The 14816-nt window shown below is 70.3% G+C and carries 10 protein-coding genes; 7 read left to right on the forward strand and 3 right to left on the reverse strand.

All coding sequences use genetic code 11. The features are described from left to right. From QN350_RS10855 to QN350_RS10880, 6 genes are all read left to right on the forward strand, one after another. Positions 1–405 (forward strand): RibD family protein (locus QN350_RS10855; RefSeq protein WP_323516358.1); only part of this gene is annotated, 405 nt, incomplete at its 5' end. A 1-nt stretch (position 406) separates the two neighbouring features. Further along, a complete protein-coding gene (locus QN350_RS10860) occupies positions 407–1039 on the forward strand; it encodes a riboflavin synthase (RefSeq protein ID WP_281534020.1) in 633 nt (210 codons plus the stop codon). After that, positions 1036–2298, forward strand: coding sequence for a GTP cyclohydrolase II (gene ribA, locus QN350_RS10865; RefSeq protein WP_322138995.1), 1263 nt, complete (start codon positions 1036–1038; stop codon positions 2296–2298). The genes QN350_RS10860 and ribA overlap by 4 nt, the downstream gene beginning before the upstream one ends. Next, entirely contained in the window at positions 2295–2774 is a 480-nt protein-coding gene (gene ribH / locus QN350_RS10870) for a 6,7-dimethyl-8-ribityllumazine synthase (protein ID WP_322138994.1), read from the forward strand. The genes ribA and ribH overlap by 4 nt, the downstream gene beginning before the upstream one ends. A 259-nt stretch (positions 2775–3033) precedes the next feature. After that, a complete protein-coding gene (locus tag QN350_RS10875) occupies positions 3034–4401 on the forward strand; it encodes an MFS transporter (protein ID WP_322138993.1) in 1368 nt (455 codons plus the stop codon). Positions 4402–4505: 104 nt separating this feature from the next. Further along, on the forward strand, positions 4506–7301 hold the full coding sequence (locus tag QN350_RS10880) for an ABC transporter transmembrane domain-containing protein (RefSeq protein WP_416173018.1): 2796 nt from the start codon (positions 4506–4508) through the stop codon (positions 7299–7301). Between the two features lie 99 nt (positions 7302–7400). Here QN350_RS10880 and QN350_RS10885 read toward each other — a convergent pair whose 3' ends face one another. Both QN350_RS10885 and QN350_RS10890 read right to left on the reverse strand, forming a co-directional pair. Then, the gene (locus tag QN350_RS10885; RefSeq protein ID WP_323516361.1) at positions 7401–10502 is read right to left on the reverse strand and encodes an alpha-mannosidase; all 3102 of its coding nucleotides are present in this window, start codon (positions 10500–10502) and stop codon (positions 7401–7403) included. Positions 10503–10671: 169 nt separating this feature from the next. After that, positions 10672–12162, reverse strand: coding sequence for an MFS transporter (locus QN350_RS10890; RefSeq protein ID WP_322138991.1), 1491 nt, complete (start codon positions 12160–12162; stop codon positions 10672–10674). Between the two features lie 57 nt (positions 12163–12219). Between QN350_RS10890 and QN350_RS10895 the strand changes: the two genes are divergently transcribed. After that, entirely contained in the window at positions 12220–12792 is a 573-nt protein-coding gene (locus QN350_RS10895) for a TetR family transcriptional regulator (protein WP_322138990.1), read from the forward strand. Between the two features lie 57 nt (positions 12793–12849). Here the strand turns inward: QN350_RS10895 and QN350_RS10900 are convergent, their stop codons facing one another. After that, complete coding sequence (locus tag QN350_RS10900; RefSeq protein ID WP_322138989.1) at positions 12850–14700, reverse strand: phosphoenolpyruvate carboxykinase (GTP); 1851 nt, start codon at positions 14698–14700, stop codon at positions 12850–12852. Positions 14701–14816 lie beyond the last annotated feature (116 nt).

Consider the following 14816-nt stretch of genomic DNA (forward strand, 5'->3'; position numbering starts at 1 on the left):
GCGGATGCCGCGGTCCGGCAGCACCCGCATCCGCCGCTGTTCTACCCCGGCCCCGACCTGGGCGCGATCCTCCGGGACCTGCACGCCCGCGGCATCCGCCGGGCCTTCATCGAGGGCGGACCGGGACTCGCGAGCGCCTTCGTCACGGCCGGGCTCGTGGACGAATACCTCGTCTACCTCGCACCGACCCTGCTCGGCGGCGACCGGCTCGCCCTCGGCGACATCGGCGTGACCGGGATCGACGAGCAGCGCCGGCTCGAGATCGACCACGTCGAACGCCTCGGCGACGACCTCCTCGTGATCGCCCGGCCGCGTGCGCTCCCAGCCACGCCCGCCGCCAGCCCCGAAGCCACGGCTGCCGAAACCCGGCATGCCGAACCCGCACGCACCGAGACAAGGACCTGACATGTTCACCGGAATCATCGAGGAACTCGGCACCGTCGACCGGGTCGAACACGGTGCGGATGCCGTCCGCCTGACCGTTCGCGGCCCGCTCGCCGTGTCCGGGGCCGCGATCGGCGACTCGATCTCCGTCAACGGCGTCTGCCTGACCGTCGTCGAGCGCACGGAGGACACCTTCACGGCCGACGTGATGGCGCAAACCCTCAGAATGTCGACCCTCAGCGACGCCGGGCCAGGGACACCGGTCAACCTCGAACGCGCCGCCCTCGTCGGCGGCCGGCTCGGCGGGCACATCGTGCAGGGCCACATCGACGGCACGAGCGAGCTGCTCGCGGTGACCCCGGGCGACGCCTGGCGGGTGCTGCGGTTCAGCCTCTCCCCCGAGCTCGCCCCACTGGTCACGAACAAGGGGTCGATCGCCGTCGACGGGGTCTCCCTCACGGTCAGCACCATCAGCCCGGCCACCGAACCCGCACAGTGGTTCGAGGTCTCCCTCATCCCCGAAACCCTCACGGCCACGACGCTCGGAAAACGAACGGTCGGAGAGCACGTCAACATCGAAACCGATATCCTGGCCCGCCACGTCGAGCGCATGCTCGCCCTCGCGGACGCAGGATCACGAAGGAGTCACTCATGAGCCTCGCCGACATCCCCAGCGCGCTCGCGGAACTGCGTCTCGGCAAGCCGGTCATCGTCGCCGACGACGAAGGCCGGGAGAACGAGGGTGACGTGATCATCTCCGCGCAGATGGCGACCCAGGAGTGGCTCGCGTGGACCGTGCGCTATTCCTCCGGGTTCATCTGCGCGCCGATGACCAATGAGCTCGCCGACAAGCTCAACCTGCCGATCATGGTGCCGAACAATGAAGACCCCCGCGGCACGAACTACACGATCTCCGTCGACGCCGCCGACCGGCTGAGCACCGGTATCAGCGCCGCCGACCGCGCCCACACGCTGCGCGTGCTCGCCGACCCGGCCTCGACGCCGTCGAGCCTGCACCGGCCCGGCCACATCATGCCTCTCCGCGCGAAGGACGGCGGCGTGCGCGAACGCGACGGCCACACCGAAGCCGCCGTGGACCTGATGAAGCTCGCCGGGCTCGCCCCCGTCGCGGGAATCTCCGAGATCGTCGCCGAGGACGGCGAGATGATGCGCCTGCCCGGCCTCCTCGAACTCGGGGAACGCGAGGGTGTGCTCGTGATCACGATCGCCGAGTTGATCGCCTACCTCGACGAGTTCCACGCGGACTCCGAGCTGCCGACCGCGCACACCATCCGCGAATCCCCCCGCGTTGACTTCGAAGTCGAGACGACCGTGCCCACCCGGCACGGCGACTTCCGGATCCGGGCGTACCGCGACCGGATGACCGGAGCGGACCACGTCGCCCTCGTCTCGGGCACGCCCCGGGACGGCGCCCTCGTGCGGGTGCACTCCGAATGCCTCACCGGGGAGGCATTCGGCTCGCTCAAGTGCGAGTGCGGGCCCCAGCTCGACGCGGCTCTCGACACCATCCAGGCGGAAGGCGGCATCGTGATCTACCTGCGCGGTCAGGAGGGTCGCGGCATCGGCCTGATCAACAAGCTCCGGGCATACAAGCTCCAGGAGCAGGGTCTCGACACGATCGACGCGAACCTCGCCCTCGGCCTGCCCGCCGACGCCCGCGACTACGGCGCCGCGAGCGCCATCCTCGACCAGATGGGCATTTCCTCGGTGCGCCTGCTCACCAACAACCCCGAGAAACTCCGCCAGCTCGAAGAGCACGGGGTCACGGTCGTCGAACGCGTGCCGCTCATCGTCGGCGTGGGCATCGACAACCAGGACTACCTCGCCGTGAAACGCGAGCGCATGGGCCACCACCTGGCCGACCGAGACATCCTGAAAGGACTCGCACTATGAGTGGAGCAGGCTCGCCCACGGTCGTCGTCGACGGCACGGGCCTCACGATCGTCATCATCGCCGGACGCTGGCACGACACAATCACCGACGGGCTGATCGCCGGCGCCACCCGGGTGCTCGAGGCATCCGGCGCCACGTACTCGCTCGTGCGCGTGCCGGGCAGCTTCGAGTTGCCTGTCGCCGCGAAGGTCGCTCTCGAGAATGGGGCAGATGCCGTCGTCGCGCTCGGCGTGATCATCCGCGGCGGCACCCCGCACTTCGAATACGTGTCCGCGGCCGCAACGGACGGCCTCACCCGGGTCGCCCTCGACACCGGGAAGCCGGTCGGCTTCGGCGTGCTCACCCTCGACGACGAGCAGCAGGGCCTCGACAGGGCCGGCCTGCCCGGCTCGAAGGAGGACAAGGGCGAGGAAGCGGCATCGGCTGCGATCAATACCGCCCAGGTGCTGCGCGGGCTGCGCAATCTTCTTCGGTAGTACCGACCGCGCCCGGTGACGAGCGGATGCCCGCAGCGGCATCCGCCCGCCCCGCCGCCGGCGCCCGCAAAAGTCCCGATTGAGCCACGGTTCGCCGCTGGATTTGAGTCCGTCACCGCGCGGACGTATGGTGCTAACGGCCGCCACAAGCGGACATCTCTCTCCGGACAGTCCCGGTTGCTGGCACGACGCCTGATCGACGCCGACGCTCCCGCCCGGCGCATGCCCGACCGCTCCCACCACGGAATGACTCTCTTCCATGTCTTCAGACACCCTGTCGCACGCGACGCCCTCCCCCTCCGCGCCTCCCGCGCCGACCAACCCGCGCAGCCGCGTCGTGCTCGCGAGCCTCATCGGCACCACGATCGAGTTCTACGACTTCTACGTCTACGCGACCGCGGCGGTGCTCGTCTTCCCGCACCTGTTCTTCCCGACCGGCAATGAGACCACGGCGCTGCTCGCCTCCTTCGCGGTCTTCGGCGCGGCCATGGTCGCCCGTCCCGTCGGCGCCCTCGTCTTCGGGCACTTCGGCGACAAGGTCGGCCGCAAGGCGACCCTCGTCGGCGCGCTGCTCACGATGGGCATCGCGACCTTCCTGATCGGGCTGCTCCCGACGTATGCCCAGGTCGGCTGGTTCGCCCCGCTGCTGCTCGTCGTGCTGCGGCTCGCCCAGGGCTTCGCGCTCGGCGGCGAGTGGAGTGGCGCAGCCCTCGTCGCGACCGAGAACGCCCCCAAGGGAAAACGCGCCTGGTACGGGACCTTCCCGCAGGTGGGAGCGCCGATCGGCTTCATCATCGCGAACGGGTTGTTCCTGCTGATCGCGATGCTGCTGCCGAGCGACGACCCGACCCGGCCGTCGACCGCGTTCCTCGAGTGGGCCTGGCGGGTGCCGTTCCTGTTCTCCGCGGTCATGGTCATCATCGGGCTGTGGGTGCGGCTGCGCCTCGTCGAGAGCGACGCCTTCACGAAGGCCGCCCGCACGAACCGGGTGCACAAGCTCCCGCTCGCCGCGGTGTTCAAGTCCAACTGGCGCGAGCTGATCCTCGGCACCTTCATCATGCTCGCGACCTACGTTTTGTTCTACCTGATGACGACGTTCAGCCTGAGCTACGGCCGCGCGGCGACGACCGCCCCCGTCGCGGGCCTCGGCTACAGCTACACGACGTTCGTGCTGATGATGATCGTCGGCGTGCTGTTCTTCGGCGTCTTCACCCTCGCCTCCGGGCCCTGGGCCGACCGCTTCGGCCGCCGCCGCACCCTGATCTGGGTCACCCTCGGCATCATCGTCTTCGGACTGCTTTTCGTGCCGCTGCTCGGCGCCGGCTTCTTCGGCGTGATGATCTTCCTGATCCTCGGCTTCACCCTGATGGGCATGACGTTCGGGCCGATGGGCGCGCTCCTGCCCGAGCTGTTCCCGACCGCGGTGCGGTACACCGGCTCGGCGTTCGCGTACAACATGAGCTCGATCCTCGGTGCGGCGGTCGCCCCGTTCATCGCGGTCTGGCTCTGGACGCTCGGCGGCGGCAGCCCGTTCTGGGTCGGCGTGTACCTCTCGGTCATGGCGGTCATCACCCTGGTCGCCCTGTTGCTCAGCCGCGAGACCAAGGACGTCGACATCGAGGCGTAGCCGGGTCCCTCCGTGACCTTTCCGGTCGAGAGTGCCCGTTCCGCGGGTCGCTCTCGACCGGAACGGGACGGGTCACGGGCGAGGTTTGAGGTTAAGCTCGATTGGTGAGTACCCCGATCAGTGACGCCAGCACGCCCGCCGAAACCGCAGCATCCACCGGGCCGGCACCGGCGCCTGCACCGAAGCCGCGCAGCCGCCTCGGGCGTCTCGGGCGGCGGGCGGATGCCGCGACGGGCCCCCGCGCCACCTTCGGCCAGCTGCTCCCCTACCTTCTCGAGCACAAGAAGGTGCTCAGCGTCGTCGTCGTGCTGAGCATCCTCGGGGCGCTCGCGAGCCTCGCCCAGCCGCTCCTGGTCAGCCAGGTCATCACCGTCGTGCAGCAGAACCAGCCGCTCGGTGCACTCGTCTGGGGGCTCGTCGCGCTCGTGGTCGTGTCCGGCCTGATCAGCGGCTACCAGCACTACCTGCTGCAGCGCACCGGTGAGGGCGTCGTGCTCTCGAGCCGGCGCAAGCTCATCGGGCGGATGCTGCGCCTCCCGATCAGCGAATTCGACACGCGCCGCACCGGCGACCTCGTCTCCCGGGTCGGCTCGGACACGACCCTGCTGCGCGCCGTGCTCACCCAGGGACTCGTCGAAGCGATCGGCGGCTCGCTCACGTTCCTCGGCGCGCTGATCGCGATGCTCGTGATCGACCCGGTGCTGCTCGGGCTGACGGTGCTCGTGATCGCGGCATCCGTCGTCACGGTCACGCTCTTGTCGCAGCGGATCCGCGTCGCAAGCCGCGAGGCTCAGGAGAAGGTCGGCGCCCTCGCCGCGAGCGTCGAGCGGGCGATCAGCGCGATCCGCACCGTGCGCGCCTCGAACGCGACCGAGCGCGAGATCGCGGCCGTCGATGCCGACGCGACCGGCGCATACCGGATGGGCCTGAAGGTCGCGAAGATCTCGGCCCTCGTCGTGCCGATCGCCGGCATCGCGATGCAGGTGTCCTTCCTCGTCGTGCTCGGCGTCGGCGGCTTCCGGGTCGCGAGTGGCCAGATCACGGTCGCGAACCTGATCGCGTTCATCCTCTTCCTGTTCCTGATGATCCTGCCGCTCGGCCAGGCCTTCGGCGCGATCACCTCGGTCAACTCGGCGCTCGGTGCCCTCGGCCGCATCCAGGAGATCATCGACCTGCCCGCAGAGGACCAGTTCGACCGCGACCTGTTCCCGCTCGCGATCACCGTCGGCGCCGCCAATGAATCGGTGCGGCCGGACGCCCCCGCGATCTCGTTCGAGAACGTGTTCTTCGGGTACGCGACCCAGGCTTCGGCTGCGGATGCCGCGGTGCCCGCCGACGCCGCGAGCGGAGACTTGTCTGGTGCCGGGTCTGGTGCAGGGTCTGCTGCCGGGTCCGATTCGGCGTCTGCCGCCGGTGATTCCGGCGTCTCGCCCGCTGAACTTCCCGGGGATGCCATGCCGAACGCGCTCGTGACGGCCCTCGTCGCTCCCGGCGTGATCGAGGCGATGCTCGCCGAACCCGATCTGGTCGACGCCGACCTCGCCGCTGCCGACCGCGCCGCCGCCGACCGCGCCGCCGTCGACCTGGCGCACGCCGAGCAGGCCGCCGCCCACCTGGCCGCAGCGGAGCACGCCGCCGCCACCATGGCTGCCGCGCGTCCCGCCGCCGCCCTCGCCGCGGAGTCCGCCGCCGCCGCGAACGCCTCCGCCAGGGCCGCCGCGACCGCCGCTGCCTCTGCCGAGGCCGCCGCCGAGGCATCGGCCGCGATGACCGCCGCGGTGTATGCCGCGGCCACCGGCACCGTTTCGATCGCCGCGGTCGCAGCGGCCACGTCGTTTGCCGCCCCGGCGTCAGACGCCGTCGGCGAAGGCCTCGCGGCTGCACAAGCAGGCACCGATGGGCGGCCTGACCTGACGGACGACGCCCCTTCTGCCACCCCCTCCGCCATTCCCACCGTCACTCCCTCTTCCGGCCTGTCTGTCTCGGACGTTTCGGAGACTTCGGGCACCGTGGGTACGGTCAGCGCCTCGGCTGCCGACTCCGCGTCGGATGCCCTGGCCGCCGACTCTGACCCGGTCGCCGGTGCGGCCCACAGCGTGGCCGGCGAGGACGGTCCAGCCGATACCGCAGACCCCGACAACAGTGCGGTCGGGGACCTCGGGTCCGACCCCGTCGAGAGCACGAGCATGGCCGCTGCCGTAACTGACTCTTCCGAACCGCGGCCCGTTCTGCGCGGGGTGTCGTTCAGCGCTCCACGCGGCCTGCGCACCGCGCTCGTCGGCCCGTCCGGCGCCGGGAAAAGCACCATTCTGGCGCTCATCGAACGGTTCTACGACCCGAACGCGGGCATCGTCCGGCTCGGTGGCCTGGACATCCGCACCCTGGACCGCACGGCGCTGCGGTCGCAGATCGGCTACGTCGAACAGGACGCCCCCGTGCTCGCCGGCTCGCTGCGCGACAACCTCGTGCTCTCGGCGCCGGATGCGACCGACGAGGAGTGCATCGCCGTGCTGCACGCGGTCAACCTCGGCGAGGTGCTCGAACGCGACCCGGCCGGGCTCGGCGCGGCCGTCGGGGAATCCGGCGTGATGCTCTCCGGTGGCGAGCGCCAGCGGCTCGCGATCGCCCGGGCGCTGCTCGCGGCGCCGCCGATCCTGCTGCTCGACGAGTCGACGTCAAGCCTCGACGGGGTCAACGAACAGCTCATGCGGGCCGCGATCGACGCCGTCGCCGTCGACCGCACGCTCATCGTGATCGCGCACCGGCTCTCGACCGTCGTCGACTCCGACCAGATCGTCGTGCTCGACCACGGCCGGGTGATCGGCACCGGGACGCACTCCGAGCTCGTCGTGTCGACGCCGCTGTACCGGGACCTCGCCAAGCACCAGCTGCTCGTCTAACCACCCGAGGACTCGCGCCGGTGACCCCCTGACCCCTGACGAATTCGACGGAGTTCTTGCGTTTCCGGCACGTGGGAGGCCGGTTTTGGCCCGAAAACCCTAAAAACTCCGTCGAATCGGTTGGGGGTAGCGGAGGGTGAGGAGCTGGAACGGCCGCAGCTCGAGGTCGAGTGCGGGGCCCGCTTGCGAGAGCGGAAGGCCGGGCTCGTCGAGCCGGCGTTCGAGCAGGTCGGTCGGGTACGCATCCGCTGCCTCGAAGCGGCGGATGACGCGGGCACGCGCCCGGGACCCGTGCGCCTCGTAGATGCGGACGACCAGGTCGCCGCTGCGGTCTTCGGCGAGCTTGACCGCCTCGATCACGACGGCGGGGTTGTCGACCTCGAGGAGCGGCTCGATGTTGTCGGTCGCGACTCCCGTCACGGTGCGGAGCGGGAGGTTGAGCCGGTAGCCCTCGGTGATTGCGTCGGCGATGCTCGCGCCCGGACGCACGGCGACCCGGAACGTGTGTCGGCCCTGGTCGGCCTCGGGGTCTGGGAAGAGCGCCGCGCGCAGGAGCGACAGCCGCACGGTGGTCGTGGCGCGGCCGCCGGCGTCCGTCGAGCGGCCGATGTCGTGGCCATAAGTCGAGTCGTTCGCGACCGCGACCCCGTAGCCTGGCTCGCCGACGTGCACCCAGCGGTGCGCGCAGGTCTCGAAGCGGGCGGTGTCCCAGGACGTGTTCGCGTGCGTCGGTCGGTAGACGTGCCCGAAATGGATCTCGGAGGCGGCCCGTTCGGCGTGCACGTCGAACGGGAACTCGATCTTGAGGAGTTTCTGGCGTTCGTGCCAATCCACGTCGAAGGCGAGGTCGAGCGTCGGGGAGCCGGCCGCGAGGGTGATCCCCTCCACGAATCGGGAGGAGCCGAAGACGCGGGTCACCCGCACGCAGGCCTCGGCGGGCGTGTCAGCCACGACCTCGACGGACACCGCGGCGTCGAGCGGAACGCTTGTGCGCTTGTAGTGGGCGTCGATGTCCCAGGCGTCCCACTGGGTGGGGGTGTCGCGGTGCAGCAGCAGCCGGTTGCCGCGGGCGCCCGACGGGATGAGTTCCCGGTCGGCGCGGAGGTCGCGCAGGGAGGTGACGAGCCCGTCGGCGTCGAGCGTTACGCTGACGAGGGCGTTCGCGAGCACGAGCAGGCCGGACGCCGTGCGGGTCACGGTCGCCGGGGCATCCGCTGCGCCGGTGCCGCTGCCGGCGTCGAGAATCGATGTCGGGGCCGCGCCGAGAGCGGGCACGCCGTGCAGGGAGTACGGGCCGGCGTTGAGCGATGCCGCGTGGGCCCCGGTGCCGCAGAGCGCAGTGACGGATGCCGCGATGAGCCCCTCGAGGTCGCGCGCGACCTCCGCGTAATGACGTTCGGCCTCCTGGTGCACCCACGCGATCGACGACCCGGGCAGGATATCGTGGAACTGCTGCAGCAGCACGGTCTGCCAGGCCCGCTCGAGCGCCGCATACGGGTAGGCGGCCCCGGTGCGGATGCTCGCGGTCGCGGTCCAGAGCTCGGCCTCCCGCAGCAGGTGCTCGCTGCGCCGATTGCCGCGTTTGGTGCGGGCCTGCGAGGTGTAGGTGCCACGGTGGAACTCGAGGTAGAGCTCGCCCGACCAGATCGGCGCCTCGGGGTACTCGGCCTCGGCGGCCTCGAAGAACCGTCGCGGGGTGGAGAGCTCGACCGCCGGGGACCCTTCGAGCGAGGCGGTCCGGCGCGCGGCGGCGATCATCTCGGCCGTCGGGCCTCCCCCGCCGTCGCCCCAGCCGAACGGGACGAGCGAGGTGGTGGCCATGCCCTTCTCGGAATACTGGGTCTCCGCGCGGGCGAGGTCCGCGCCAGAGAGGTCGGAGCTGTAGGTGTCGACGGGCGGGAAGTGCGTGAAAATGCGGGTGCCGTCGATGCCCTCCCAGCGGAAGGTGTGGTGCGGCATCCGGTTCGTCTCGTTCCAGGACGACTTCTGGGTGAGGAACCAGCGCGACCCGGCCGCCGCGATGATCTGCGGCAGGGCCGCGGAGTAGCCGAACGAGTCGGGCAGCCAGACCTCGAGCGGCTCGATCCCGAACTCCGCCAGGAAAAACCGTTTCCCCGCCATGAACTGCCGGGCGAGGGATTCCCCGCCGGGCATATTCGTGTCCGACTCGACCCACATCCCGCCGACCGGCACGAAGGCGCCCGCGGCGACCTGGGCGCGTACCCGTTCGAACAGTTCGGGGTAGTACTCCTTGAGCCAGGCATACTGCTGGGCGGATGACGCGGCGAACGTGAACCCCGGATACTCCGCAGCCAGGGCGAGCACGTTCGAGAAGGTGCGGGCGACCTTGCGCACGGTCTCCCGCACCGGCCAGAGCCAGGCGCTGTCGATGTGGGCGTGCCCGACCGCATGCACCCGGTGCGCGCTCGCTGTGGCTGGCTGCGCGAGCGCGGGGGCGAGCACCGCACGCCCGGCCGCTGCGGTGCCGGAGACGTCGGCCGGGTCGAGCACGTCGAGGCAGCGCTCAAGGGTGCGCAGGATCCCGGCCGCGCGCGTCGAACCCTGCGGCAGTGCCCTGCAGAGCCCGTCGAGGGTGAGGACGTCCTGCAACAGCTCCCAAACCTCCTCGTCGCGGAGCGCGAGGTCGAGCTGCCGCAGCCGGTACAGCGGTTGGGTGTCGGCCGTGGCCGGGTCGCCGTTCCGGGTCGGCACGAAGGTGAAGCCCGCGGTGACGTCGGGGTTGGCGGCGGCCTCGACGTAGAAGTCGACGGAAGTCGCGCCGCCCGCAACCAGCGACGCCAACGGCAGAGAGCGGTTACGCGGTGCGATGCCCTTGATCACGGTGCCCGCTGCTGTCCAGGCGATGCCTTCCGCCTGGAAGCCCGGGGCCGCGTCGGTGAAGCCGAGGTCGACGACGGCCTCGATCCGGGTGCCGGGCTGTGCGGCCCAGTCCGCGGGGATCGTGCCCGTTGCGTGGAACCAGACCGTTCCCCAGGGGCGACCCCATGCCTCGCCGGGGGCGAACGGCGTGTAGGACTGCCGGACGGCCTCGGCGAAGGTCGCCGGGGCATCCGTCACCGGAGCCGTCGACACCCAGGCCGAGACCCGCAGCGGCAGCGCCTGACGGTACACGGCCGGCCGCAGCCGTTCGCGCAGGAACCGGTCGATGCGCTTCTGGATCAGTGCGGCCTCGTCGTCCATGCCAGCATCCTACGACCGCCCCCGGGGGCTAACTCAGGAAATTCGCACCGGTTGGTCGGAACCGCCGCACTGTTCCGCGGCCCCGGCTGCGCAGCCCGGCAGATCTCCTGAGTTAGCCCCATCGCTGGCCCGGCACGCTCCGCTGCCGGGGTCATCCGTGACCGGCGGGTCAGCCCAGGTGCACGATCTCGGGGGCGCCGACGAGGTCCGCCTTCGAGTGCTTGATCATGAAGAACGAGATCGGGGCGGCAAGCAGGATCAGCCCGGCCGCCCAGAGGAAGGCGACCGAATACCCGCTCACGAACGCGTCGAGCTGAACGGTCGGCGTCGCCGGGTTCGAGGCCAGGTAGCTCGAGATCGCGGCCGTGTACAGGGCGGTGAACAAGGCGGTGCCGATCGACCCGCCGATCTGCTGCGTCGCGGAGACGGCGGCACTGGCCACGCCGGCGTCGTGCGCGTCGATGCCGGCGAGGGCGACGTTCTGCAGCGGCACGAAGATGGCCGAGAGTCCGATGCCGAGCAGGATGACACCCGGCAGCACCCGCAGCACGTAGTCGTCCTGGACGGTGACGAAGGACAACCAGGCGAGCCCGGCTGCGGCGATGACCGGGCCGATCGTCAGGGGCAGGCGCACGCCGACCTTCGGCAGGATGCCGGAGAGCGCGGTCGCGCAGACCATGATGGTCGCGGTCATCGGGAGCGAGGCGAGCCCGGAGCGGAGCGGCGAGTAGCCGAGCACGATCTGGAAGTACAGGGTGAGGAAGAACAGGCCGCCGAGGAGGCTCGCACCGGTGAGCAGCGAGACCAGGAAGGCGCCGCCGCGGACCCGGTCGGTGACGACCCGGAGCGGCAGCAGCGGGTTCGTTGCCCGGGCCTCGACGACGACGAAGGCCACGAGCAGCACGACGCCGAGGGCGAGGAAGCCGATCGTCTCGACCCGACCCCAGCCGTTCTCGGCCTGGCTGAAGCCGTAGACGAGGGAGGCGAGGCCGGTGACGATGAGGATCACTCCGGGCAGGTCGTAGCGGGTGTTTCCGTGCGCGCGGCTCTCCTCCATCAGCGGGATCGCCGCGAGGATTGCGACGAGGGCGATCGGCACGTTCACGAGCAGGCACCAGTTCCAGCTGGTGAACTCGGTGAGCACGCCGCCGAGCACGAGGCCGACGGCCGCTCCACCGCCTCCGATCGCGCCGTACACGGCGAAGGCCTTGATCCGGTCCGTGCCGCCGGGGAACGTGATGGTGAGGATCGCGAGCGAGGCCGGGGCGAGCAGGGCCGCGAACGCGCCCTGGAGGCCGCGGGCGATCAACAGCTGGGTGGTGGTGTCGGCGAGGCCGCCGACCATGGATGCCAGGGCGAACCCGGCCATCCCGACCAGGAAGGAGCGCTTGCGGCCCCAGTAGTCGGCGATGCGGCCGCCGAGCAGCAGCAGCGAGCCGAAGGCGAGCGCGTAGATCGTGACGACCCAGGTGCGGTCGCCGTCGCTCATGGCGAGGGCAATCTGGGCCTTCGGCAGGGCGATGTTGACGATGGTGCCGTCGAGCACGACCATGAGCTGGGCCAGTGCCAGCACGGCGAGGAGCCACCAGCGGCGCGGGTGCGCGGCGGGATCGGACAGGGGCGGGGAAGAGACGGAGACAGCAGGAGCAGGGGAACTCATCGAGACAGAAATCCTATTCAAACGAACTAGTTGGTTGGGATAGGTATGATCTTAGTCATGAGGAGTGACGGCGAAGCGACCCGCGAACGAATTCTCGATGCAGCCCAGGCCGAGTTCGCCCGGTACGGCCTCGCCGGCGCGCGCGTCGACCGCATCGCCACGGCCGCGAAGGCGAGCAAGGAGCGTCTCTACGCCTATTTCGGCGACAAGGGCAGCCTGTTCACGGCGGTGCTCGAGGTGAACCGGCGCGATGTGATGGCCGCCATCCCGATGGACACGAACGACCTGCCCGGATTCGTCGGCCGGGTTTTCGACCACGTCGTCGAATACCCCGAACACTCGCGGATGCTCGACTGGGCCAGGCTCGAGGGCGCCGCCGCGCTGCTGCCGACGACCACGGACTGGCGCAACGGCCCGGAGGCGTGCGCGATCGCCGCGGCCCAGGCCCGCGGCGAGATCGACCCCAGCTGGGATCCGGAAGACCTCGTCACCCTCGTCTTCTCGCTCGCGACGTCGTGGGTGCACTCCCCCGGGGTGTTCCCGGCCCCGGGCAGCGCGCCGGAGGCATCCGTGCGCGAACGCCGCCGGGCCGCAGCGGTCGCCGCGGCCCGCAAACTCATCGCCCCCTGAGCCGTGGCGGGCCGGGCCGGGCAGCGGATGCTGCCGGCCGGCCCGGACGGCCCGCCGCTATCCCTTGAGGTGGTAGCGCACGCTCGAGAGTTCGGCGAGCAAGGCAGCGGGAACCCGGTCGCCGAACTGGGCGAAGTAGTCCTCGGTGAGGTCGCACTCGGCGAGCCAGCTCGTCTTGTCGATGTGGAACAGCTGCTCCACGGTCTCGTCCGAGAGGTCGAGACCGGCAAGGTCCAGGGCGCCCGCGGCGGGGAGGCGTCCGATCGGAGTGTCGACGGCATCCGTCGACCCTTCGATGCGGCGCACGATCCACTCGATCACCCGCGAGTTCTCGCCGAAGCCGGGCCAGAGGAAGCTGCCGTCCGCGCCCTTGCGGAACCAGTTGACCTGGAAGATCTCGGGGGCGCGGCTGCCGAGGCCCTTGCCGACCTTCAGCCAGTGCGCCCAGTAGTCGGCCATGTTGTAGCCGCAGAACGGGAGCATCGCGAAGGGGTCGCGGCGGAGTTCGCCGACGGTGCCCTCTGCGGCGGCGGTCTTCTCGGACGAGATCGTCGCCCCCATGAAGACGCCGTGCTTCCAGCTGCGGGCCTGGGCGACGAGAGGCACGTTCGTGGCGCGCCGCCCGCCGAAGAGGATCGCGTCGATCGGAACGCCGCCCGCGGCCTCCCAGTCGTCGGAGATCGAGGGGCATTGCGCCGCCGCGACCGTGAAGCGGGAGTTCGGGTGGGCGGCCGGCGTCGGCGACGAGGGCGTCCAGTCGTTGCCCTCCCAGTCGATCAGGTGGCTCGGCGGGGTCGCGGTGAGGCCTTCCCACCAGACGTCACCGTCGTCGCGGAGGGCGACGTTCGTGAAGATCGTGTTGCCCCAGACGGTCTGCACCGCGGTCGGGTTGGTCTCGATGCCGGTGCCGGGGGCGACGCCGAAGAAGCCCGCCTCCGGGTTGATCGCCCAGAGGCGGCCGTCAGGGCCGGGGCGGAGCCAGGCGATGTCGTCGCCGATGGTCTCGACGGACCAGCCGGGGATGGTCGGGCGCAGCATCGAGAGGTTGGTCTTGCCGCAGGCGGAGGGGAAGGCGCCGGCGAGGTGTACGGCGCGTCCCTCCGGCGAGGTGACCTTGATCAGGAGCATGTGCTCGGCGAGCCAGCCCTCGTCGCGGGCCATCACCGACGCGATCCGCAGGGCGAAGGACTTCTTCGAGAGCAGCGCGTTGCCGCCGTAGCCCGAGCCGTACGACCACACCTCGCGGGTCGCGGGAAACTGCACGATGTACTTGGTGTCGTTGCAGGGCCACGTGACGTCGGGGCGGGTCTCGCCCGCGGCATCCGTGAGCGGGTAGCCGACGCTGTGGATGGTCTGCACCCAGCGGGCTCCTGCCTCGATCAGTTCGAGGACGGCGTTGCCCATGCGGGTCATGATGCCCATGTTGAGCACGACGTAGGGCGAGTCGGTGATCTCGACGCCGAGCTGGGAGATCGGGCCGCCGAGCGGGCCCATCGAGAACGGCACGACGTACATCGTGCGGCCGCGCATGCTCCCGGCGAAAACGGCGCGCAGCTCGTCCTTCATCGTGGCGGGGTCGGCCCAGTTGTTGGTGGGGCCGGCGTCGTCGGGGTCCGTCGAGCAGATGAAGGTGCGGTCTTCGACCCGGGCGACGTCGGACGGGCTCGTGCGGGCGAGGTAGCTGTTCGGGCGCCATTCGGGGTTGAGCTTGATGAGCTTGCCCTCGGTGACGAGTTGCTTGGAGAGTTCGTCGGCCTCCCGGCTCGACCCGTCGCACCAGACCACTTCGTCCGGCCGGGTCAGCCGGGCGATGGAATCGACCCAGGACTGGAGGTTGGGGTCCGTGGTACCGGCGGTGTCGTCGGAATTGCTTCCGCTGGATGTGACTCGGGAGTGGGCGATTGTCATCTCCTGGCCTTTCTCGGTATGGGGTGTACAGCGGATGCCTGCGGTCGTGATCGAAGCATCCGCCCGGCTTGTCTTCGGTGACATTTCGTCCGTAACTTTGTGCTGCAGAACCAGAA

The sequence above is a fragment of the Cryobacterium sp. 10I5 genome (assembly GCF_035019865.1).
GTDB classification, from domain to species: domain Bacteria; phylum Actinomycetota; class Actinomycetes; order Actinomycetales; family Microbacteriaceae; genus Cryobacterium; species Cryobacterium breve_A.